This window comes from Deltaproteobacteria bacterium (genome assembly GCA_022340465.1).
Taxonomy (GTDB): Bacteria; Desulfobacterota; Desulfobacteria; order Desulfobacterales; family B30-G6; genus JAJDNW01.
In genome coordinates this window covers 1-21,081 of the sequence record JAJDNW010000059.1, presented here as the reverse complement: position 1 = coordinate 21,081, position 21,081 = coordinate 1, and the positions used below count along the sequence as shown (strand labels likewise).

The window sequence follows — 21,081 nt, the reverse complement described above, 5'->3', positions numbered from 1 at the left end:
ATTGGGCATGGAGATCACCTTCATTTCTGCAATTGTAGGTTAATTGAAGATGATACGTCTTGGAAAGGTAAGAACAGGTCGAGAATGAGATTAACTCAGGCTCAATTGTGGAAATTCAGCTTCAGATCAAGTGTGATTTAGGTGGAATATGAGATACATACATTATTTGGAAAGAGGGGTCAAGAAATGGGTGCTTCTGTGGTACAGATATATGGAGGCCATCGTGCCTTTCGGCATGAAATAATAGATGGTACCGATGGATGTTATCACCTCCGGCTCACATAGAGGCTTCGTTACAGATACCATAAAACCAATCAATTTACCCTCTAACATATAAGGTAAAAACGTTCACCTAAAATCCTGTTGGGCACAGTTTGGTCACAAAACGCAAAAATGCCGATTTCTGATGAAATCGGCATTCGCATAACTTATTAATATTATAAGTATAATTTGGTCGGGGCGAGAGGATTTGAACCTCCGACCCCTTGAACCCCATTCAAGTGCGCTACCAGACTGCGCTACGCCCCGACGCAAACAAACCCTATTAGCACCCCATCGAAGACCTGTCAACCATTCCCCGCAAGATTGCGTCTATTTTAACCGCTTGAAATTAATATTTGCTTGAGCATTAATTTTATGTTTAAATTTAATGGATTAAGGTTTTTGCTTGTTTCTTTCACTGTATCTTTTTTTAAATTACGGATCATAATGGTGCGGCAGCAAACGATTAAAAAGCCTCCCCGTCTTACGCCCGGTGACACCATCGGCGTGGTCGCACCTGCGAGCCCCTTTGACCAGGCACTTTTTGAAAAGGGTGTGGCCGTGCTTGAGAACATGGGGTACCGGGTGTTCCTTCCCGACGGCTTGTCCAGGCAGGGCCGGTTTCTCGCCGGCCCCGACCGCCACCGGGCTGGTTTGGTGAACCGGATGCTCAGCGATAAAAATGTCAACGGTATTTTCTGTGCCCGGGGCGGATACGGCTCTATGAGGCTGCTGGATCATATCGCTTTTGACGCGCTTCAGGCCAACCCCAAATTTTTTATCGGCTTCAGCGACATCACCGCCCTGCTGGTGACCATGGTGGAGAGGGGCGGCGCAGTGGCATTTCACGGGCCCGTGCTCACCACCCTGGGCAAAGGCGACCAGGAGACGCAAGGGAGCCTGGCCGCGGCCATGACGTCGAACGAACCGATCGAACTCCAGGCTAACGGGGGAGAGACACTCCGGCCGGGTCGCTGCACCGGGATCGTGACCGGCGGGAATCTGAGAACCCTGTGCCACCTGGTCGGAACACCGTACGCGCCGAATTTCAGGGGCAGAATCGTTTTCCTCGAGGACATCGGCGAAGCACCGTACAGAATCGACCGCATGCTCTATCACATGCGCATGGCCGGCTGTTTCGAGGGCATGGCCGGCCTGGCCCTGGGGACGTTCGATGATTGCGGCCCGCCCGGCGACGTGTCGAAGATCGTCATGGATATTTTTAACGACGTGGACATCCCGATACTCTCCGGGTTCGCCATCGGCCACGGCCCCGTCAACCGGACGATTCCCCTGGGCATTCCGGCAGAGCTGGATACCGAACGGCAGCGGCTGGCATTCCTGGAACCGGCGGTGACTTGAGTCGAACTTAGGTAAAAAGATTGCAATGGTGGCGGAATCCATAACAGAACTAATCAACAATGCGCTTGAAAACAAGGTTTTTCCCGGCGGTGTACTGATAGCTTCAAAGCGGGGTGACATCGTCGTGGGGGAGGCGTTCGGCAGGACAGACTACGGGTCGGGAAAATCGGTCCGTCTGGACACCGTTTACGACTTGGCTTCGCTCACCAAACCGCTGGCCACCTCCCTGGCGGTCATCCACCTGATCGACCGGGCGGAGCTGGCCCCCGGCCGGCAGGTCGGAGAGCTCCTGCCGGCGTTCCGAGAAACGGAAAAAGCCGCCATCACGGTGGAAAATCTTCTGGCACACCGCTCGGGGCTGCCGGATTACCGGCCGTACTTTCGCGAGCTTTGCGGCCAAACGGCGGTCGAGAGGGATGCAGAGCTGGTGGAAAAGCTGCTTGCCGAGCCCCTCGTGTCTCCTGCCGGCGGGAATACCGTTTACAGCGATCCGGGGTTCATGCTGCTGCGCCGGATGGTGGAGGAGGCCGCCGGCTCTAAACTCGACAAGCTGGTCGAAGGGGAGATCTATCGTGCCATGGGGATAGGGGACCTGTTCTTTCTCAGGGCGGAAAGCCTGCGGGCGGGCCACGAGTTCGCCCCCACCGAAATATGCCCCTGGCGAAAAAGGCTGGTATGCGCCGAGGTGCACGACGAAAATGCCTTTGCCGTCGGCGGCGTCGACGGGCACGCCGGCCTTTTCGGGACTGCGGCCGCCGTCCACACGCTTCTTTGGGATCTCGCATGTGCCTATTCCGGCAATGCTTCCAGCAAGGTGCTGTCCGGTGGAGGGGTGCGCGCCTTTCTGAATTTCAACCCGGGTGGTGAACGCGCCCTGGGGTTCGACAGACCGAGCCGGGAGGGATCCGCGAGCGGGCGCTATTTTTCGGATAACAGCGTCGGACACCTCGGGTTCACCGGCACCTCTTTCTGGATGGATCTCGACCGCCAGATTATCATCGTGCTGCTGACCAATCGCGTTCACCCTACCCGCGAGAACCAAAAGATCAAAATCTTCAGACCGCAAATACACGATGCGGTCATGGAAACCGTCTTGTAATTAATGCGTTGCGTGCTATTGGGCCTTCGGCGGTCAAACGCCTCCGGTTGTCATTGGTGCTGCGCAGGTCATTTGGCTTTCACTCATAATTTGTTGTTGTAATTGCCTGATATTTTTGATAGCTGTTACGCTTTAATGAGGAGGGAAAACCGATCTTCTCTTGCGATCCAAACCGTGCCTGGAATGTCACGCGTGCCGTTCACACGGCGGTATCGGATCGAAGGCGATCCTCATCATCTGTGGGCTCATTTCAGCATAATTACAGAAACGAGGGATTATGAATTTTTTCTTCGACAAATTTCTGGGCGTGTTTTCCAGCGACCTGGCCATCGATCTGGGAACGGCAAACACACTGGTCTATGTCAAGGGCAAGGGCATTGTCCTGAGCGAACCGTCGGTCGTAGCGGTCCGAACCGATGCACGTCTGAAAAACAGGGTGCTGGCCGTGGGTTTGGAGGCCAAGAACATGCTTGGAAGGACGCCCGGCAACATCGTCGCCATCCGTCCGATGCGTGACGGCGTGATAGCAGATTTCGAAGTCACCGAGGCTATGCTGCGCCATTTCATCCAAAAGGTGCATAACCGGCGTACGTTCGTCCGACCCAGGATTATCATCGCCGTGCCTTCCGGCATCACCCAGGTGGAGAAAAGGGCGGTCAGGGAATCGGCTGAATCGGCGGGAGCCCGTGAAGTGTTCCTGATCGAGGAACCCATGGCGGCGGCCATCGGCGCCGACCTCCCCATTACGGAACCGACCTGCAACATGGTCGTGGACATCGGCGGCGGAACCACGGAAGTGGCGGTCATCTCCCTGGCGGGTATCGTGTACAGCCGTTCGCTCAGGGTGGCCGGGGACAAGATGGACTCGGCAATCATCCAATACATCAAAAGGAAATACAATCTTCTCATCGGCGAGCGAACCGCGGAAATCATAAAAACCACCATCGGCAACGCTTACCCGGACCCCCAGGACATCTCCACCATCGAAGTCAAGGGAAGGGACCTGGTGAGCGGCATTCCCAAGATTCTCGCTATCGATTCGGAGGAGATCCGGGTCGCCATTTCGGAACAGATCGATGCCATCGTGGAAACGGTAAAAATCGCCCTGGAGCAAACGCCCCCGGAACTGGCGGCCGATATTGTGGACAGCGGTATTGTGCTGACAGGCGGCGGCGCCCTGCTTAAAAACCTGGACAAGCTCCTGCGGGAAGAGAGCGGTCTGCCCATTACCGTGACGGAAGACCCCCTGTCGACCGTGGCGCTGGGATCGGGTATGGCGCTCGACAGCATCGAAATACTCAAACAGGTCATCATTACCTAATCAGCGCCGAGGGCAGATTGGGCTCATATCATCGCCCATCCTCATGCCCCTGGCTCTGCCGGAGGTCGCTGATTTAATGTTTTCAAAGAAAATGGTCATGATCGTTGGGGCCATCGTTCTGATCGCCGTCAATGTCATCGTCCTGTCCGTCAACAGCAAGCGCCAGACGTCTTCAACAGGGATCGGTCGCGTCACCATTTCCATTATCTCGCCTTTTCAGGAAGTCGTTTCCAACAGCATCAACTTCGTCAAGAATATCTGGAAGCACTATTTTGACCTGGTATCGGTTTCGAAGGAAAACGTCCGCTTGAACCGCTCCCTGCAGGAGGCGGAAGCGAGAAACAACCAGTTGATCGAAATGGAGCTTTCCCATGCGCGTTTGAAAAAACTGTTTGAATTCAAAGAGGCTCTGCAGAAGAAAGTGGTGGCGGCCGAGGTGATCGGCCGGGACCCGTCACCGTGGTTCAAGACCATCATCGTCAATAAAGGCAGCCAGGCAGGTGTCGCCCGGGGCATGCCCGTGGTGATTGCGGAAGGCATTGCCGGGCTGGTCACCGAGGTCTCAGCAAAATATGCCAAAATTCTGCTGGTTATCGACCAGAACAGCGCAGTGGATGCATTGATCCAGCGCAACAGGGCCAGGGGCATCGTCAAGGGCGAGGCGTCAGGGCGGCTCCTCTTTCAGTACGTGCTGCGCAAACACGATATTCACGTCGGCGATGTGGTCGTGTCCTCCGGCCTGGACGGCGTATTTCCCAAAGGTATCCGCATCGGATATGTCGATGAGGTCAACCGGCCCGATTCGGGCATTTTTCAGCAGTTGTCGGTGACGCCCTATGCCGATTTCGAAAAGCTCGAAGAGGTGCTGATTGTCCTCGATCCGCCGGAGAAGCCCGATATCGTTGACCAATGATTTACATCTTTCACATATTGATTTGTTTCTGCATGGTGGTGTTCCAAACCACCATCGCACCTTATTCAGACCTGCTGTCGAGCTTTTATGACCTTCTGGTCGTTTTTGTCATCTATCTGGCTTATTTCAGGTCTCCCCGAGAAAGCATCCCCATGGTTCTATTTTTCGGTATGGTCATGGACGTCTTCTCCGGGGGGATTTTCGGCATGTATGCGACCGTCTATTTTTGGCTTTACCTGTGCGTGACGGGCATGACCCTTTTCATACGCAAAAACAATCTCCTGCTTTTACCGGTGGTGGCCCTTTTCGGGGTGGTTTTTGAAAATCTCGTCATGTTCGGCATCACGGCGCTTCTGGACACCGGCGCGACCATCCCGGAAAGTGCCTTCACGACCGTTGCCGGCCAGGCATTGTGGGCCTTGTTCACCGGGCCGATAGTGATTCTGTCGATCAGATATGTGGACGACAGGTTGGAAAAGTTTGTTAAATCCAGGGAAAAAGAGTTCGCCTAATTGAAACATTATCTCAAAACGGTTAACAGCGACTGGTTCAACCAACGCACCACGGGTGTGGTTCTATGCATAGCGGTGGCCTTTTCCGTTTTGTTCGTGCGGGTGTTTTATCTGCAGATCATCGAAGGGGGGGACTACCGGCGGCTGTCCCAGAACAACAGCATTCGGCTGCAAAGCGTGGACGCTCCCCGGGGGCTTATTTTTGACGCCAACCGCTCCCCCCTGGTCGACAACCGGCCATCCTTCGACCTGGGGATAATACTGAAGGATGCCAAGCCGTTGGACGAGACCGTCAGTAAACTGGCGGACTACATGAACATACCCGTCGGGGAGATAAAAGAAAAAATCAAGTCGACCAAAGGCGTGCCCTCCTACAAGCCCATCTTTATCAAGCGGGACATCGGCCGCAATGCCATGGCCACGGTGGAGGTCCACAGGTATGACCTGCCGGGCGTGGTCATCAACATCAGGCCTGTCAGGCATTACATAAACAGCATGCACGCTTCCCATCTCATCGGGTATCTGGGCGAAATCAATGCCGACGAACTCGAATCGGATGAATACAAAGCGTGCCGGGTCGGCGACTACATCGGCCGGTTCGGAGTGGAAAAATCGTACGAGAACCAGTTGAGGGGGGAGCGGGGTGGCCGGCAGGTGGAGGTCAATGTGCGGGGGCAGGTGGTGCGCGTGCTGAAAACCGTGGACGCCCGCCCCGGGAAGAATCTTTTCCTGACCATCGATTCCAGGCTTCAGAAGCTGGCCGAATCGCTGCTGCGGGACAAGGTGGGTGCTGTCGTGGCGATAAATCCGGAAAACGGGCAAATTCTGGCCATGGTCAGCAATCCGACCTTTGACCAGAATGCTTTCGTCAGCGGCCTGTCCCACGACGAGTGGAACAGCCTGTTGTCCAATCCGGACCATCCCATGACCAACAAAGTGCTGCAGGGGGAATACCCGCCCGCATCGACCTATAAAATCGTCACGGCCATCGCCGGCCTGGAAGAAGGCGTAATCGACAAGGACACCATCATCAATTGCCCCGGGCACTATGTTTTCGGTAACCGGGTTTTCAGGTGCTGGCGGCGGGGCGGACATGGCGAGGTCGACATCTACAGGGCCATCTCCGAGTCATGCGACGTTTTTTTCTACCAGGTGGGCGAAGCCGTAGGCGTTGACAAGCTGGCCGAATATGCCAGGGCGCTCGGCCTGGGGTCGCGTACGAAGATAAAGCTGGACAACGAGGCCAGGGGGTTGATCCCCACGTCGGAATGGAAGCGCAAGCGCTTCGGCGAACCATGGCAGAGAGGGGAGACGCTGCCGATTGCCATCGGGCAGGGGTTCGACCTGGTAACGCCCCTGCAGATGTCCACCCTGATCGCCGCAATCGCCAACGGTGGAACCCTGTATCGCCCGCTTATCGTCAGCGCCATAGAAACGGCGGACGGGAATGTGCTGGAGAGCGGGGAGCCCCATGTGACCAACCGCATCAATATCAAGCCCGAAACCCTTGCCATCGTCCGGCATGGGTTGTGGGGGGCGGTCAACGGCAAAAGGGGAACCGCCCGGGGTAGCCGCCTGAAGGGCTTTGAAATGAGCGGGAAGACCGGAACCGCTCAGGTCGTGGCCAGAGATGAAGGCAGGGAAGACGGTTCGAAGGCCGAAGTCGAGGACGCGCACCGCTTTAAGGATCACGCATGGTTCGTGGCTTATGCGCCGTCAGAAGCGCCCCGCATAGCCGTGGCCGTCATCGTGGAGCACGGCGAGCATGGATCGTCGGCGGCGGCGCCCATCGCCAGGGCGGTTATTCAGTTCTACCTGGACAATCTGGGGGAGGATGCGCTTGTCGATCATGCCGAAGAGACGGATGCGAAATCGGCAAACGGATAGACGGCACCCATATAATAAAGGACGCTCGACTTAGGAAGGAGTCAGATCATGATGTTCGACCGGCGCCTGGTGCAATATTTTGACTGGGGGCTCTTGGGGCTGGTGGTTTTGCTGGCTGGTTGCGGTCTCACGACCCTTTACAGCGCGGTAACCGCAGGCGGTACAGCACCCCATACCCTTTATGTGAAGCAGTTGATGTGGTACGGAATCGGCTTTGCAGCCATGATCGTCTCGTTTTTGATCAGCTACAAAAGCATCGAAAAATGGGCGGATGTGATTTACGCGGCTTCCAACGGCCTGCTGTTGGCTGTTTTGATTTTCGGCAAACTGGCCGGCGGCTCGAAGCGCTGGCTGATATTGGGGCCGATATCCATCCAACCGTCTGAAATCGCTAAGGTGGCCGTGATAATCGTGCTCGCAAGGTATTATTCACAGTATGCCAACGAACGGGGCATGACCCTGAAGGGGCTGATTACGCCTGTGGTCTACACCCTGGTTCCGTTTGTCCTGATCGTCAAACAGCCCGACCTGGGCACCGCCATGCTCATTGTGCTGATCGCCGCGTCCGTGACCATTTTCGTCAAGATCGAAAGGCGTACGTTTGTCGGCATTCTGGTCACCGGCATGGTTTCCGTGCCTCTGGTCTGGTTTTTTCTCAAGGGTTATCAAAAGCAGCGTATTCTCACATTTCTGAACCCGGACAGGGATCCCTTGGGAGCCGGCTACCATATCATCCAATCCAAAATCGCCATCGGGTCCGGTATGATAGGGGGCAAGGGGTTCCTCAAGGGCACCCAGAATGCGCTCTCTTTTTTGCCGGAACAGCACACGGATTTCATTTTTTCCGTACTGGCGGAGGAATGGGGCTTCCTGGGGTCCTCCGTTCTCTTGATACTCTTTCTGCTCCTTATTCTATGGGGGTTGAACGTGGCCTACGGCTGCAGGGACAATTTCGGAACCATCCTGGCTGTGGGTGTTACCGCACTGATCGCCTGGCAGGTGCTGATCAATATCGGGATGGTCATGGGGCTGATGCCGGTGGTCGGCGTGCCGCTGCCCTTTGTCAGTTACGGCGGGTCGTCCATCGTCACCATGATGGTGTGCATCGGCATCCTGATGAACATCAGCATGCGGCGGTTCATGTTTGAGAAAAGCTGAAACGTGAGACGTGAGACGTGAGATGTTAAACGTGAAATGTGGGCTTGAGCCTTTAGCCGTATACCGAAAACCTTATACCGGGAACCGCTGCACGAGGAGAATATGAAAAAGGAAAAACAATCATCAGACACCATATCCACTTTTTTGGGCCATGGAACCAGTGTGGACGGAACAATCGAATTTCAGGGTACCATTCGCCTCGACGGAAACGTGCAGGGGCAGATCAACAGCCGGGGGGGAACGTTGATCATCGGCGACAAGGCGGTGATTCAGGCTAAAGTTCAGGTGGACCATATCATCGTCAAGGGTGAGGTCCACGGTAGCATCGAGGCCAAGGAACGCATCGAAGCGTATCCGCCCGCGCGTATCACCGGCGACGTTAAGGCACCGGTCATCAGTATCGAATCGGGGGTCGTCTTCAATGGAAAATGCATAATGGAAAAGCCTTCCGCGCCTCCGGTAAAAGAAGACTGAGGCCTTGGCGAATCCATGTTCACAGCTGTTTCAGGGGCCAAAAAATTTACAAAAAACCTTTGACAATTAATTGTGCGTGATGTTATAGACCGCCGAGTTTGGATCATATCCAGTAGCGGTGTGCCGCTGCAAATCCCGAATATAAGTTACAGAACGGAGGCTCCTATATGCAAAAATCGGATATTTTCCGAATCCCGAATTTAAAGCGGATACTGAAAATCCATCTGATGTGGCTCCCGGCTGCATTGCTCTTGAATCCTGCCGGCTCCGCCTTCGCAGCAGGCGGTATTACCGTCATTCCCGATTGGACCGTTCTCGTCCAGGTTGCCAACTTTATCTTCCTGATCTTCATACTGAACATCCTCCTTTTCAAACCCATCAGAAAAATACTGCTGGAACGCAAGGCCAAAATCGAGGGTCTCGAGGAGAATATCGACAGCACCCAGAAGGAGGCGACATCCCAGGATGAAGCTTTTGCCAAAGGCCTGAAGGACGCCCGGGGAGAAGGGCTGAAACAAAAGGAGGCGCTTCTTCAGGAAGCTTCCGAAGAAGAAAAAGCCATCATCGACAAGATTAGTGATCAGGCCCAGGCCGACCTTGCCGGGGTGAGGGCCAAAATCGCCGAAGACACGGAAGCCGTGAAGACAGCACTGATCAAAGAGGTCGACAGCTTCGCGGACATTATCAGTGAAAAGATACTCGGGAGGGCTGTCTGATGAGGTGTTCTGGTTTTCACCGGAAATATAATAAGAAGGTAATGCTTTCATGTGCGGTTATGGTGGTGGTGGCGCTGCTGGTATTCAACCTAGGCGCTGTTTTTGCATCAGAGGGCGGCGAGGGCCATGGTGAAGCGGCTCCCAAGGGGTGGATTGCCACCGATACCTACCGTGTCATGAATTTTGCCGTGCTTTTCATCGCGCTTTTCTTTCTTCTCAAAAAACCCCTGTCGAACGCATTGAATGCACGCATAACGGGCATCAAGGAGCAGCTCGAGGAATTGGAGGCCAAAAAAGCCGAAGCCGAAAAGCAGCTGTCCGAATACAACGAACGGCTTTCCATGCTGGATAAGGAAGCCGAGGGGCTGATTGCGGAATACGTAAAGCAGGGCGAAGAAGCCAAGGTACGCATTATAGAAGCGGCCGAGGCGACGGCCGTAAAGCTGGAAGAACAGGCCAAAAAACACATCGAGCACGAATTTCAGCAGGCCAAGGATCAACTGCAGGAAGAGATTTTGCAGAAGGCGCTGGCCAAAGCCGAAGAAATCATCAAGACAAAAATCAATGCCGAAGATCAGGACAGACTGGTTGACGAATACTTAGAGAAGGTGGTGGCATAGTGAAAAATTTAGCTGTTGCAAGGCGTTATGCCAAGGCGCTTCTGATGATAGGTAAGGAGGACGGTCAAACGGAAACCTACAAGGAAGAGCTGAACAGGATTGCAGAACTGATACAGAGGGAAAAAACGCTGGAGCAGGCGTTGGTCAATCCCCTCTACAACGCCGCCGGGCGCAGGAAGGTACTGGAATCGGTCATCGAAAAGATGAATCTGTCCAAGGTGATGAACTCGTTTCTGCTGCTGGTTTTCGAGAAAGGCCGGTTGGGATTTATCGGCAATATCAATGAGTTCTACCAGAAGCTGGCCGACGAGCTCAAGGGGGTCGCGCGGGCCAGCCTGGTTTCGGCCACCGAGCTTTCATCCGAGGCCGTCGAGAAGATTCGTGAATCCCTGTCCAAGCGGACGGGTAAAGATATCGTACTGAAGATCGAACATGATCCGACCCTCATCGGCGGCATCGTGACCCGGATCGGGGATCTTGTTTTGGATGGAAGCATAAAAACACAGCTACTCAATATGAGAGAATCTTTAAAAAGGGGTGAAAGTGTCTAATGGAACTAAGAGCCGAAGAAATAAGTCAGATTATTAAAGAGCAGATCACAGATTATGACAAGAAAGTTGAACTCAGCGAAACCGGCGTGGTCCTGTCTGTAGGTGACGGCATCGCCAGGGTGTATGGTCTCGAAAAAGCCATGGCGCTGGAGCTGGTCGAGTTTGGCGGCGGGATTCTCGGGTTGGTGCTGAACCTCGAAGAGGACAATGTGGGTATTGCAGTTATGGGCGAAGACATCCACATCAAAGAGGGTGACATGGTCAAGCGTACCGGCCGGATCGCCCAGGTGCCGGTCGGCGAGGCCGTACTGGGCCGCGTTGTTTCTGGTGTGGGGGAGCCGTTGGACGGGAAAGGGCCCATCGATTCCCAGGAGTTCCGCCGGGTGGAGATGGTCGCCCCGGGTGTTATTGCCAGAAAAAGCGTGCACGAGCCCATGTACACCGGCCTTAAGGCGGTGGACGCCATGACCCCGGTTGGTCGCGGCCAGCGCGAGCTGATCATCGGTGACCGGCAGATCGGCAAGACGGCCTGCGCCATCGACGCTATTCTTGCCCAGAAGGACACCGACATTTACTGTATTTACGTGGCCTGCGGGCAGAAGAAGTCCACGGTGGCCCAGGTGCACGCCGTACTGGAGAAAAACGGGGCCATGGAATACACCACCATCGTGTCGGCATGCGCCTCGGACCCCGCGACGCTGCAGTACCTGGCGCCTTACGCGGGCTGTGCTATGGGTGAATACTTTCGCGACAAGGGACAGCACGCACTCATTATCTATGACGACTTGTCCAAGCAGGCCGCGGCCTATCGCCAGGTCTCTCTCCTGCTGCGGCGTCCGCCGGGTCGTGAAGCGTACCCGGGCGACATTTTTTACAACCATTCCAGACTGCTCGAGCGCGCTGCCAAGCTGAACGACGAACTGGGGGCGGGTTCCTTGACCGCCCTGCCGATCATCGAAACCCAGGCCGGCGACGTTTCCGCCTACATTCCGACGAACGTTATTTCGATTACCGACGGGCAGATTTACCTGGAACCGGCCCTGTTCTTTGCCGGTATCCGCCCGGCGATCAACGTGGGCCTCTCGGTTTCACGCGTGGGTGGCTCCGCCCAGGTCAAGGCCATGAAACAGGTGGCCGGTACCCTGCGGCTGGACATGGCCCAGTTCAGGGAGCTCGAAGCTTTTGCCGCTTTCGGCAGCGACCTGGACGCCGCAACCCAGCGCCAGCTAACGCGCGGGGAACGCCTGGTGCAGGTGCTGAAGCAGCCGCAGTACCAGCCGCTTTCGCTGGAAAAACAGGTGATCATCCTTTACGCCGGAACCAAGGGCTTTCTGGATAAATTTCCTGCGAATGTCGTGGAAAAATATGAATTAGGTCTCTACACCTTTATAGAAGAGCGCTACCCGCAGTTATACAAGGACATCGCCGAAAAAGAGGAAATCACCGACGATATCGAGGGCACGCTCAAAGAGGCTTTGACCGCTTACAACGAAGAGTTCAAAGATACGATCAAATAGCCTGGAAAACCGCGGGCGCCATGCCGCGTTGGGCTGAATTGACAGGAAGGATAACCAGGATTCCACGTAAAATCGTAAGCGATAATTTAGATAAGGGCCAAGTTAAATGCCAAGTTTAAAAGACGTCGAGCTGAAAATATCCGCTGTTAAAAAGACGAAACAAATCACCAAGGCCATGAATATGGTGGCTACCTCCCGCCTGAGGGGTGCGCAGGACAGCATGGAAAACTTCCGCCCCTATGCCGGGAAATTTGCCGAAGTGCTGGGAAGCCTGGCCGAAAAGGCCGGTGACGAGGCCAGTCCCCTGCTGGTCCCCAGGGAGAATGCCAAGAAGATACACATCGTTATGTGTACTTCGGACAGGGGCTTGTGCGGTGGGTTCAACGTGAACATCGCCGAAAAGGCAAAGGCGCTGATGCAGGCAAAGGCCGCCGAAGGCGTTACCTTTTCCTTTACCAATTTCGGAAAAAAGGGAAGGGATTGGTGTCGGAAAAACGGCTTTGAAAGGGTCGACGAACATCTGGGCGTCATTGGAACCAAGATTGGGTTCAACGTCGCTTCCACCGAGGGACGCAAACTGGTGGACGCATTCCTGGAAGATAGGTATGACGAGGTGTATGTCGTCTACGCGGAGTTCGTGAGCATGGGCAGGCAACTGCCTGTCGCCAAACAGGTATTGCCCATTCCGCCCATCGAGAAGGAGGACCAGGAAGCCGATGCGGACGCACCTTACCTGGCGGAGCATATTTGTGAGCCCTCCGCCGAGGAATTGTTGAGCGACTTGCTGCCCCGGAACGTCTACGTGCAGTTGTTCAGCGCACTGCTGGAAACCTCCACGAGTGAGCATGCCGCACGAATGACCGCCATGGACAACGCCACCAAGGCCTGCAACGACATGCTGGAAAACCTTACCCTGGCGTACAACAAAGCGCGCCAAGCAGCGATTACAGCGGAACTTATGGACATTGTCGGCGGCGCCGAAGCGTTGAAAGGTTGATGATTGAACCACAGCCACCGGGTGCTGCTCATCCCCAGCACCGGGTAGCGGAAAACAGATAACATTTGGAGGTCTTTTGATGGGAGAAAACATAGGTAAAATAACGCAGGTATTAGGACCTGTCGTCGACGTCGAATTTGAGCAGGGCAATCTGCCGACGATTTATACGGCTCTTCTGATTTCCAACCCGGCCATCAGCGACGAAGAGGACAATCTTGTTGTCGAGGTAGCCCAGCATCTGGGGGACAATGTCGTAAGGACCATCGCTATGGACGTAACCGATGGACTGACCCGCGGTCAGGAAGTCAAAGACACCGGCGAAATGATCATGATGCCGGTCGGGGAAGCCGGTCTCGGACGTGTTCTCAACGTTGTGGGGCGTCCGGTTGACGGACTCGGGCCGGTCAGCCAGGAGAAGACCCTTCCGATCCATCGTCAAGCGCCCAAGTTTACAGAGCAGGATACCACCGTCCGCGTGCTCGAAACCGGGATCAAGGTTATCGACCTCCTGGTTCCGTTTCCCCGCGGCGGGAAAATGGGACTGTTTGGCGGCGCAGGCGTGGGCAAAACCGTTATCATGATGGAAATGGTTAACAACATCGCCCTGCAGCACGGCGGTATTTCGGTGTTTGCCGGCGTGGGGGAGAGAACCCGCGAAGGCAACGACCTATATCATGAAATGAAGGAAGCCGGCGTTCTTCCCAAGGCTGCCTTGATTTACGGCCAGATGACCGAGCCTCCCGGCGCACGGGCGAGAGTCGCCCTGTCGGCCCTGACGGCTGCCGAGTATTTCAGGGATGTCGAAGGGCAGGACGTGCTGATCTTCATCGACAACATTTTCCGCTTCACCCAGGCCGGATCCGAAGTTTCCGCCCTGTTGGGACGGATGCCCTCGGCCGTTGGCTACCAGCCGACACTGGCCGTTGACCTCGGTGAGCTGCAGGAGCGGATCACCTCAACCGACAAGGGATCGATCACCGCTGTCCAGTGCGTTTACGTACCGGCGGACGACTTGACGGACCCGGCCCCGGCAACCACATTTGCCCATCTGGACGGAACCGTGGTGCTTTCGCGTAAACTGGTGGAAAAGGGCATTTATCCATCTGTGGACCCGTTGGACTCTACGTCACGCATTCTGGATGCCGCTTACATCGGTGAAGAACACTATCATGTGGCGCGCTCCGTGCAGCAGATTCTGCAGAAATACACCGAGCTCCAGGACATTATTGCCATTCTGGGTATTGACGAACTCTCCGACGAGGACAAGATCACCGTCTCAAGGGCCCGTAAACTGGAAAGATTTCTGTCCCAGCCCTTCCATGTCGCCGAGGTGTTCACCAACACGCCGGGCTCTTATGTCAAAATAGAAGACACGGTTAAGGGATTTAAGGAAATTATCGACGGCGTTCACGACGATATTCCTGAGCAGGCCTTTCACATGGTCGGAGACATCGAAGACGTGCTCGAGAAGGCCAAGAAACTGTCCGAGGAATAAGCGAAGAGGTTTTAAAGCATGGCCCAAAACATAAAACTAGAAGTGGTTACCCCAGAAATGGCTGTCGTGGATGAAGAAGCCAAGATCGTGGTTGCCCCCGGCAACTTGGGCGAGTTCGGCGTACTGCCCGGCCACACAACGTTTCTCACGACATTGAAGACAGGTGCCCTGCGATACACCGATGCCGGTGGCGCGGAGCGCTTTGTTTTTGTGAGCGGCGGGTTTGCCGAGGCGCTTCCGGACAAGGTGACCGTTCTGGCCGAATCGGCAGAGCGGAGGCGCGACATCGATTTAGAGCGTGCCAAAGCCGCTATGGAACGTGCGGAAAAACGGCTGGCGGCGGAACGCAAAAAAGAATCGGTCGATTTTACCAGGGCGAAAGCGGCGCTCGAACGGGCGCTGCAGAGGCTCAAGCTTGCACAGACGCGATAAAACTTTCGTATGTTGTGGTGAGTCATCACCAATAACATAATGATATCTAAAATTAAAAAGGGTAAACCATTATGGCGGTTTACCCTTTTTTTACTGGGGGTATAGGAAACGATGGGCACGAATGTCGCCGCCGTGATTTTGGCCGCAGGACTCGGCACCCGTATGAAATCGGACAAGGCCAAGGTTCTGCACCCCCTTCTCGGCCGCCCCATGATCAGCTACGTGCTTGAAACGGCAGCCGGTGTGGCGGAAGAAAACGTCCTGGTGATAGTCGGGCACCAGGCCGAGGCGGTGATGCATATTTGTTCGGCGGCAATCCCCGGGGTGCGGTTTGCGCATCAGGAGCGTCAACTGGGCACCGGGCATGCCGTTCTGTGCGCGATGCCGGGGATTCCCGAATCTGTCGAGCATGTCCTGATTCTGTGTGGCGACGTTCCCCTTTTGCGAAAAAAGACAGTGGCAAGGCTTCTGGAGGATCACAGGAGCAATGCGCGCACGATTTCGCTGCTTGCCGTCAATGTCGAGCAGCCCCGGGGGTATGGCCGGGTCGTTGTCGATGAAAAGCGCAATTTGTCCAGGATCGTGGAGGAGGCCGACGCGTCGGAAACCGAAAAGGAAATTACACTTATAAATTCAGGTATATATTGTGTTAATCGCGAATTTCTGAAACTGTCTTTGAGGCAACTGACTCCCGACAATGCCCAAGGGGAGTTTTATCTGACCGACATTATCGGTATCGGCTATCAACGCCAGGAAAAGATGGGCGTTCTGGTCGGTGAGGACAACCTGGAAGTTTCAGGTGTCAATTCGGTCGATGACCTTGAATTTGTCGAGAACGTGCTGAAAGAAAAGACAATATGAAAAATCTTGACTTTGAGTGAATTAAAAGATTATACTGAACAACAACGAATGAGGTGAATTCTTGGACAACAATACGATACTGAATCAGTTCGATGAAATTGAAAAAAGAGTGGAGAAACTTATAGGGGCCTGCAAAGAACTTGAAGCCGCGAATGCCGAGCTTAGCGACAAAGTCGGACGGCTGGAGAGCCAACTCCGGGAAAAAGAGGAGAGCGAAGGCCGCCATGCCGAAGTCAAGGCCTTGATTCGGACTAAAATTGACAATTTGATGGAAAGGCTGGAGGGCGTGACAGAAACCGGTCAGGAGCAATGAATAAAAGCATCTTTTAAGGGAAGGTAATTTTATAATCATTGGACCAACACGTGACCATAGAAATTTTCGGGCATCCATTTACCTTTAAGGCAGACAAAGATATTTCCAAAGCAAAAGAAGTGGCGGACTACCTGAAGGAAGCAGTTAACAAGGTGGAAAGTCAACTGTCCGACGAATCAATGACGATCAGTAAAAGGGCAATATTGATACTGGCAGCGCTGAATATAGCGAATGAATATTTTGAGATGAAGGAAAATCAAGCGGATTTTTTGGAAACCATGGAAGAGAAGGCAACCGGATTGCTGGAATCGCTGAATACGGTTGCTACATGATGGTGCTGCCGATCCGTTCAGGATCATAGTCTTTGTATGTCGTGCGAATGCGTTTCCCGGACTTCTCTAATGGCGACTGTTTGGTTTGAATCTCTTCTGTCGATCGCCGGAGATGAAGCAACGCTTCTATTTTATGCGGTTACTGAAAGGATGACCCCCTGCCGTGTTCGTGATTGGAAGATGTTCTTTGACCCAACACTTATCTTTCGGGAGCTTTCACTTGTTTTGGTGTGCACGTTCTGGTTTTACAGAAAAGCCTGAAGAAACAAAAAGGCGCCCACTTTATTCGATAGGTTCAAAGGCCTGCCAACACGGCACTGTGGTGGGGGTTCATCCGATTTCCATGCGTACTTTTTAGACCATGGTATAGAGCCGCCTGAAGCAGTTCCCACACCAGTCAGGCGGGATCGCCATCACCCGCCGATACCTTTCCTTATTTCTTTACCCAATTCCCTTTATCTGAGAAGGGCTCGACTCAGGTTAAGCAATCACGTTTCATGCCCCGACAAGCATCGCCGGGCATGGAAATTTATATATGGAGACGAAACAATGAAAGATTACAATTTGATATTGATTGTTTGCGGGTTTGCGGCCGGTTTTCTAATCGCCTATCTGATCAGGGGAAGAGTGGTGGCCGGGAAACTGCGGGCTGCAAAAGAGGAAGCGCTGAATATTATCAGAGACGCCAAACGAAAATCGGAAACGCTGCTCAAGGAAGCCCAATTGGAAGCCAAGGACCGGCTTTTCAAAATGAAGAGCGAATTTGATACGGAAACCAAGGAAACGCGTTCTGAGCTGCAAAAGAAGGAAAGGTGGCTGATTTCAAGAGAGGAGAATATCGATAAAAAGCTCGAACAGCTGGAAAAAAGGGATCATGATATTTCCAGGACGGAAGAAAATCTGAAAAAGAGAACCAGTGACATCGAAGCCAATGAAAATAAATACAGGCACCTGGTGGAGGAGCAAAAGCGGCAGCTCGAGGCTATTTCGAGTCTGACGGCCGAACAGGCCAAAGAGCTTTTGATTCGAGCCATGGAAAACGAAGCGCGCCATGAAGGCGCCAAAATGATCAAGCGCATCGAGAACGAAACCCGAGAGCAGGCTGATAAAAAAGCGAAAAAAATCATAGCGACCGCCATTCAGCGCTATGCCGGAGATTATGTGGCCGAAAGAACGGTCTCCGTTGTCGAGCTTCCCTCGGACGAGATGAAGGGAAGAATTATCGGGCGGGAAGGCCGGAACATTCGGGCTCTCGAAGCCGCCACCGGAATCGATCTCATTATTGATGATACACCCGAAGCGGTCATTTTGTCCGGTTTCAATCCCGTGCGGCGGGAAGTGGCGAGGCTGTCGCTCATGAAATTGATATCCGACGGCAGAATTCACCCGGCCCGGATCGAAGATGTCGTCAAGAAGGTTGAGCAGGAAGTGGATGTCACCATAAAGGAGGCAGGCGAGCAGGCGGCTTTTGATCTGGGTGTGCATGGCATCAACGCTGAGTTGATCAAATACCTGGGGAGGCTTAAATTCAGGTCGAGTTATGCGCAGAATGTCCTGCAGCATTCGGTCGAGGTCGGTTCGTTGTGCGGTATTATGGCCGCCGAGCTGGGTTTGAAGGAGAAATTGGCGAAACGCATGGGATTGCTGCACGACATCGGCAAGGCTATCGACCACGAAGTCGAGGGGCCGCACGCGGTTATCGGTTCAAAACTCGCCAAAAAATTCGGTGAGTCCCACCGGGTGGTGCACGCCATCGCGGCTCACCACGAAGATGTTCCGCCCGCGACGGTATACGCCCTGCTCGTGCAGGCGGCCGACGGGCTTTCAGGAGCCCGGCCGGGTGCCCGAAAGGAGCTTCTGGAAAATTACATCAGACGTCTGGAGGACCTCGAAGCCATCGCCAACAGCTTCAATGGTGTCGCCAACACATATGCCATCCAAGCCGGCAGGGAACTGCGCGTCATCGTGCAGAGCGACGTCATTTCGGATGAGGACTCCATTCTTTTGAGTCGGGATATCGTTAAAAAAATAGAGGAGTCCCTCACATTTCCGGGCCAGATAAAGGTGATGGTCATCCGGGAGACCCGCGCGGTCGAATACGCCAACAAGTAGGCGTCATTTGCGCTTCACGCGAAATTTGGCTTGCGGCCGGTATTAGCCCTTCGGCCGTAACTTATGGTTGCTGTTAGCCGAGAGCAATGGGCTACAATGAATAAGGCGCGTCGGCGCAAATTACAGCGAAGCGAATTGCACGAAGTAAATTACGGCGAAGCCAGTTACACCATTAATATTGGAAAGAGCGCCTATTGTTGAGAAATAGCATCAATGTGGTGATAAAGGAAAGCTAAATGAACGTTCTGGATATTTTAGAAGAGCGCGGGTTTATTGAAGCGAAAACGCACGACGCGGAGATGCGGGAGCTGTTCGACAGAGAAAGGGTCACCGGCTATATCGGTTTCGACCCGACGGCGTCGAGCCTTCACATCGGGAGCCTGGTTCAGATCATGATGCTGGCCCATATGCAGCGCAACGGTCACCAGCCCATTGCCCTCGTGGGCGGCGGGACCGGCCTGGTGGGCGACCCCAGCGGCAAGACCGAAATGAGAAAAGTGCTGACAATGGAAACCATTGCCGAAAACGTGGCCGCCCTGAAAAAACAGCTGTCCAAATTCATAGACTTTTCCAATGATAGGGCCCTCATGCTGAACAATGCCGACTGGCTGGTGGGCCTGAACTACATCCATTTCTTGAGGGATGTCGGCCGCTATTTCAGCGTCAACCGCATGATCAAGATGGAGAGTTGTAAAATGCGTCTTGACTCCGAAGAGGGCCTCAGTTTTCTGGAATTCAATTACATGATCCTGCAAGCCTATGATTTTCTGGAGCTTTTTAAAACCAGGAACTGCAAGCTGCAGATGGGCGGAAGCGATCAGTGGGGCAACATCGTTTCAGGCATCGACTTGATTCACAAAATGCAGCGGAAACAGGCTTACGGGATCACCTCGCCGCTGATCACCACCAGCAGTGGTGAAAAAATGGGGAAAACAGCCGGTGGTGCCGTATGGCTGGATGCGGAGCGTACAACCCCCTACGATTATTATCAATACTGGATAAATGTGGATGACAGGGATATACAGAGATTCCTGGCACTGTACACATTTTTGCCCATGGATGAGATCAGGGGCATCCGGCATCTGAAGGACGCCGAATTGAACATGGCCAAAGCCGTACTGGCCTTTGAAACAACGAGTCTGGTGCACGGCAGCGAGGAAGCCGTCAAGGCCCATCGCTCGGCTGCAAGCGTCTTCGGTGGCAGGTCCATCCCCAGGCGCATCCTGTCATCGAGCTCGATACCCAGGGACGATGCAGGCCTGGATGGTGACACCGTACCGGCTACCGCACTTCCCCGGCAGGACCTTGTCAACGGGCTGCCGGCTTTCAAAGTCTTTCAGCTTACCGGCCTGGTAAATTCCGGGGGCGCAGCCAGGCGCCTCATCGAGCAGGGCGGTGCCTATATCAATAACGAACGTGTTGGCGCCATCGATCAAATGGTGTCGGAAAAGGATCTTTCAGACGGAGAAATCCTATTGCGGTCGGGCAAAAAAAAGTTTCACAAAATCGTGGCGAGAGATTAATACCCCGTATTTCAAATGAACAAAAGCACCAAACAGGCTCTTTGCGAGGATTGCCGTTTTGTATTTCGCAAGGAGCGACGTAGTCGCGTTTCATAAAATCGTGGCACACGATTTTATTGCTTGACAAGCCGCCGGGTGGAGTGTAAAAAGCGGCTCGTTTTCGATGATCGGACGACATCCGCACCGTCGAGGATCTTTTAAAAAAAGTGACAAATAGTCTTGACAGGCCAGCCTTGAAAGACTATATTTACAGGGTTCGCCTAATGGTGGACTGACCTGTCGATCACTCGATCACGTTTTTATTTCAAATTGTTCTTTGCAAAAAAATAAAAAAAGTTGTTGACAGGGGGTGGCTAAAAAATGTATATAGACTTTTTTAGTTACCTGCGGCCATGTCAGGCCGAATGCTTGATCTTTGAAAACTAAATAGTGACACATTATTTGAGAGTTGGGTCTTTTGTTAATTCGTTGCTTTTACAGCAGCTGATACGATTTAATTGGAGAGTTTGATCCTGGCTCAGAATGAACGCTGGCGGCGTGCTTAACACATGCAAGTCGTACGAGAACTCTTCTGCTTGCAGAAGATAGTAAAGTGGCGCACGGGTGAGTAACGCGTGGGTAATCT

20 protein-coding genes, 1 tRNA gene, 1 rRNA gene and 1 other RNA gene are annotated in these 21,081 nt (G+C 53.7%); 22 read left to right on the top strand and 1 reads right to left on the bottom strand.

The features are described 5' to 3' along the window. Nucleotides 1-451 precede the first annotated feature (451 nt). Nucleotides 452-528 (bottom strand) — tRNA-Pro (locus tag LJE94_09230). 180 nt (nucleotides 529-708) lie between these two features. On the opposite strand from LJE94_09230, the gene LJE94_09225 reads away from it, so the two are divergent. The 22 genes from LJE94_09225 to LJE94_09120 all read left to right on the top strand — a co-directional run. Next, entirely contained in the window at nucleotides 709-1,623 is a 915-nt protein-coding gene (locus LJE94_09225) for an LD-carboxypeptidase (GenBank protein ID MCG6910289.1), read from the top strand. 25 nt (nucleotides 1,624-1,648) lie between these two features. Beyond that, nucleotides 1,649-2,722 (top strand): beta-lactamase family protein, encoded by a 1,074-nt coding sequence (locus LJE94_09220; GenBank protein ID MCG6910288.1) that lies wholly within the window; start codon nucleotides 1,649-1,651, stop codon nucleotides 2,720-2,722. A 277-nt stretch (nucleotides 2,723-2,999) separates the two neighbouring features. Continuing rightward, nucleotides 3,000-4,043 (top strand): rod shape-determining protein, encoded by a 1,044-nt coding sequence (locus LJE94_09215; GenBank protein MCG6910287.1) that lies wholly within the window; start codon nucleotides 3,000-3,002, stop codon nucleotides 4,041-4,043. A gap of 76 nt (nucleotides 4,044-4,119) precedes the next feature. Then, nucleotides 4,120-4,956, top strand: a complete 837-nt coding sequence (mreC, locus tag LJE94_09210; GenBank protein ID MCG6910286.1) for a rod shape-determining protein MreC — start codon at nucleotides 4,120-4,122, stop codon at nucleotides 4,954-4,956. Then, on the top strand, nucleotides 4,953-5,468 hold the full coding sequence (gene mreD / locus LJE94_09205; GenBank protein MCG6910285.1) for a rod shape-determining protein MreD: 516 nt from the start codon (nucleotides 4,953-4,955) through the stop codon (nucleotides 5,466-5,468). Before mreC ends, mreD begins: the two co-directional genes overlap by 4 nt. After that, a complete protein-coding gene (gene mrdA / locus LJE94_09200) occupies nucleotides 5,469-7,355 on the top strand; it encodes a penicillin-binding protein 2 (protein MCG6910284.1) in 1,887 nt (628 codons plus the stop codon). It abuts the gene before it with no gap. A gap of 51 nt (nucleotides 7,356-7,406) precedes the next feature. Further along, nucleotides 7,407-8,513 carry a rod shape-determining protein RodA gene (gene rodA / locus LJE94_09195; GenBank protein MCG6910283.1) on the top strand — a complete coding sequence of 369 codons (1,107 nt, stop codon included), beginning with the start codon at nucleotides 7,407-7,409 and terminating at the stop codon, nucleotides 8,511-8,513. A gap of 102 nt (nucleotides 8,514-8,615) precedes the next feature. Then, nucleotides 8,616-8,987, top strand: coding sequence for a polymer-forming cytoskeletal protein (locus LJE94_09190; GenBank protein MCG6910282.1), 372 nt, complete (start codon nucleotides 8,616-8,618; stop codon nucleotides 8,985-8,987). Between the two features lie 167 nt (nucleotides 8,988-9,154). Further along, nucleotides 9,155-9,703, top strand: a complete 549-nt coding sequence (locus LJE94_09185; GenBank protein ID MCG6910281.1) for an ATP synthase F0 subunit B — start codon at nucleotides 9,155-9,157, stop codon at nucleotides 9,701-9,703. A 41-nt stretch (nucleotides 9,704-9,744) separates the two neighbouring features. Beyond that, the gene (locus LJE94_09180; protein MCG6910280.1) at nucleotides 9,745-10,323 is read left to right on the top strand and encodes an ATP synthase F0 subunit B; all 579 of its coding nucleotides are present in this window, start codon (nucleotides 9,745-9,747) and stop codon (nucleotides 10,321-10,323) included. Further along, entirely contained in the window at nucleotides 10,323-10,874 is a 552-nt protein-coding gene (locus LJE94_09175; GenBank protein MCG6910279.1) for a F0F1 ATP synthase subunit delta, read from the top strand. Before LJE94_09180 ends, LJE94_09175 begins: the two co-directional genes overlap by 1 nt. After that, nucleotides 10,874-12,391 carry a F0F1 ATP synthase subunit alpha gene (gene atpA, locus LJE94_09170; GenBank protein MCG6910278.1) on the top strand — a complete coding sequence of 506 codons (1,518 nt, stop codon included), beginning with the start codon at nucleotides 10,874-10,876 and terminating at the stop codon, nucleotides 12,389-12,391. Before LJE94_09175 ends, atpA begins: the two co-directional genes overlap by 1 nt. Before the next feature lie 106 nt (nucleotides 12,392-12,497). After that, nucleotides 12,498-13,388: an ATP synthase F1 subunit gamma gene (gene atpG, locus LJE94_09165; protein ID MCG6910277.1), complete on the top strand. Its 891-nt coding sequence runs from the start codon at nucleotides 12,498-12,500 to the stop codon at nucleotides 13,386-13,388. 79 nt (nucleotides 13,389-13,467) lie between these two features. Then, nucleotides 13,468-14,883, top strand: a complete 1,416-nt coding sequence (gene atpD, locus LJE94_09160) for a F0F1 ATP synthase subunit beta (protein ID MCG6910276.1) — start codon at nucleotides 13,468-13,470, stop codon at nucleotides 14,881-14,883. A gap of 18 nt (nucleotides 14,884-14,901) precedes the next feature. Then, complete coding sequence (locus LJE94_09155; protein MCG6910275.1) at nucleotides 14,902-15,315, top strand: F0F1 ATP synthase subunit epsilon; 414 nt, start codon at nucleotides 14,902-14,904, stop codon at nucleotides 15,313-15,315. Between the two features lie 111 nt (nucleotides 15,316-15,426). Continuing rightward, a complete protein-coding gene (locus LJE94_09150) occupies nucleotides 15,427-16,176 on the top strand; it encodes an NTP transferase domain-containing protein (protein ID MCG6910274.1) in 750 nt (249 codons plus the stop codon). Nucleotides 16,177-16,237: 61 nt separating this feature from the next. Further along, nucleotides 16,238-16,489: a hypothetical protein gene (locus tag LJE94_09145; protein ID MCG6910273.1), complete on the top strand. Its 252-nt coding sequence runs from the start codon at nucleotides 16,238-16,240 to the stop codon at nucleotides 16,487-16,489. Nucleotides 16,490-16,539: 50 nt separating this feature from the next. After that, nucleotides 16,540-16,821: a cell division protein ZapA gene (locus LJE94_09140; GenBank protein MCG6910272.1), complete on the top strand. Its 282-nt coding sequence runs from the start codon at nucleotides 16,540-16,542 to the stop codon at nucleotides 16,819-16,821. Nucleotides 16,822-16,973: 152 nt separating this feature from the next. Further along, a non-coding RNA gene (gene ssrS / locus LJE94_09135) (6S RNA) lies at nucleotides 16,974-17,154 on the top strand. Nucleotides 17,155-17,370: 216 nt separating this feature from the next. Beyond that, complete coding sequence (rny, locus tag LJE94_09130; GenBank protein ID MCG6910271.1) at nucleotides 17,371-18,933, top strand: ribonuclease Y; 1,563 nt, start codon at nucleotides 17,371-17,373, stop codon at nucleotides 18,931-18,933. Between the two features lie 236 nt (nucleotides 18,934-19,169). Next, on the top strand, nucleotides 19,170-20,456 hold the full coding sequence (gene tyrS / locus LJE94_09125; GenBank protein MCG6910270.1) for a tyrosine--tRNA ligase: 1,287 nt from the start codon (nucleotides 19,170-19,172) through the stop codon (nucleotides 20,454-20,456). A 494-nt stretch (nucleotides 20,457-20,950) separates the two neighbouring features. Beyond that, nucleotides 20,951-21,081, top strand: a 16S ribosomal RNA gene (locus tag LJE94_09120); the annotation flags it as partial.